1 protein-coding gene is annotated in these 2,390 nt (G+C 61.5%); it reads left to right on the top strand.

Features of this window, described 5'->3' with window-relative positions:
- Nucleotides 1-236: 236 nt before the first annotated feature.
- Nucleotides 237-2,390: hypothetical protein (locus tag ACLQ24_RS29330; RefSeq protein ID WP_425894980.1), on the top strand; the 2,154-nt coding region annotated here is incomplete at its 3' end.

Below are 2,390 nucleotides of genomic sequence, written 5' to 3'. Positions count from 1 at the left end.
AACGCGGCGATCACCGCGGCCTGTTCCGTGACCAGCGCGACCAAGTCGTCATACGACGGACGCTGCGGACCAGAACCAGACACCCGGGCACTATGTCACACCAACCCACCCGCGTTGATCAAAGGTCATCCCCGCTGAACACCACCAGGATCATCCACAGGCCGGGCACCCACCACCAACCCATCCAATCCGCAGACCCAAGCTAAATACGTACGATGCAGGACGCGCGGTGGGCCATGGGCCAGGGCATGTATGTGGTGTACATAGATGACCTCAGTCTCGACTACACCCTCGCTCACCAGAGGGTGCCCGCGCGATCTTTGTCTTCCGATGAAATCGATAAGCAGGGCCCGAACATCGCGGCGGTCATCGACTCTATCGACCCCGCGTGGAGCACCGCGGGGGTGAACGCCCTGAACGACCCCTTCGCCGTGGGGGTGGACACCTCGAACGACCCCTTCGGCGCGGGGATGAACACCCTGGACGACCTCGTCGGCGAGATGCATGACGCTCAGATCGGCGGATCGTTCGACGACATAGCGATGGACCTGTTCACACAGGACACCCACGTGCCCTTCGACCAGGCGATGCTCGACCTCACGTCGCAGGACTTCATATCCGGACAGTGGACGGCGCCACTGACCGGCACCTGGGACGACCCCTTCCAGGCATTGCTCACACCCCACCCGCCCGAGCCCACCGCGAGCACCAGCGCCGTGCCCGCGAGCACCACCGGCGAACACCAGCACGACTCCCACGCCCAGGACGATTCCGACGTCGAGGACGGCGACCGCTTCGGCGACCTCTTCAGCGACGAGGGAGCCGACACCCCCGCCGGCAGCCAATCGACACCTTTGATCACCTCTGGTGAGCCTCTGCCACGGCTGACGCTACCCACCGCCGGGCCCAGCACCCGCCCGACCCGAGCCCGGCCCGTCAACGACGAGGCACCTCGCCAGGACAACACGGCGGCCCCGTCCACCAGCGGACCAACCCGAACATCACGCCAAAAACAACGCCAGAAGCCATACCCCAACAAAGGTCACAAGCCACACCGCTACACCGTGGACGATCGTGTCGCCGCCATCACCACATGGGTGCAGAAAGACCCCCCCAACCGTCGAAACAAAATCCCCCCTGGGGGCGATTCTGTGAATGTCAAAGGAAAGGCATACCCCATCGGAAGAATTCTCCATAACCTGACACAAGTTGGGGTGTATTCCGTCGATGGCAAGCTTGCCCAAGCCCTGACGGACGCCGGATTCACGGTCAAATACGACGACGGTCGCAAACATATGCATATCGTCGAGTTTCAGAAAATGAGCGACGAGAACGTGAGAGACTTCATCGCCGTCTATGACATCTGGCTCGACGAGAAAGACGCAAACGGTATACCCCATAACATCGGGCAGATGCCGGACGCCACGCTGGAGCGACCCAATCCGAATAATCCAGACAAGCAGTTCCAGCTCGGCCAGTTTATGTCCAATCTCAAGATCAACGGGCATGCCGACCCGACCGGTAAGATGGCCGCGATGCTGGCAGGAAAAGGCGGCCTCGAGGTCATCTACCTGAATGAGGACGACACATCGAAATTTGATGGTTTGAGGGTTCTCGGGGAGCCGTCACCGAAGCCCCAGCCGCCAACAGCCAAGCAGGAAGAGGACAATCAGGAGCGGATCGCGGGGATTCAGCTTTGGGTGGGGCCAGATGGCAAGAACTCGGGCAAAATTCCCGCCCAGACAAAAGAGGTGAAGGATGCCGGGGGGAAGGTTCACCCCGTCGGGCAAACATTTCATGTTTTGCGGAAAACGGGGCTTTTGTTTCATCAGGGACTCTTCGATGTTCTGAAAGATAGCGGTTTCCAGCCGAAGGTCAACCGCAACAAGATTCTAATCCCCCGAGACAAGAGCATGCTTGTCACTGTTGCCGAGAAGGCAGATAGGGACAAGGAGACGTTCGCCGCTTATGACCTCTGGTGCAAAGGCGACTCCACAAGGGCGGGAAAGATCCCTACACGCGACACCCAGGTCACGCTCCCGGAAACGGGGGACGTCATTGATCTCGGCGTGCGGATGCGTACTCTCATCCGCCACGGGCTTGTGGATCCGCAGGGGATGATCGCTCAGGCTCTGAGCGCCCGTGGGCTGCAGACGGAGTCTCGGGGCGACAAGACCTTTCTTGTGCGCCCAAAGGCGGCGGCTCTTGTGCGCCCAAAGGCGGCGGCCGGTGGGGAGTCGCGGTCGGTGTCCGCCGCGACACAGAAGACCGCCAATCTGGCTGTGGGTCGTCGGCCCTTGCCGTGGGAGGGCTCGTCAGGCTCTGGTGTGGCGGTGGTGAGGGAGTCGGTCATCCTGCCGCCGGGTGTCGTGCGGGAAGCGGAAGCGGGC

This window comes from Micromonospora sp. DT4 (assembly GCF_049841675.1).
Classification (GTDB): Bacteria; Actinomycetota; Actinomycetes; order Mycobacteriales; family Micromonosporaceae; genus Micromonospora.
The sequence above is the reverse complement of the archived record's forward strand: the minus strand, read 5'-3'. Positions and strand labels throughout refer to the sequence as shown.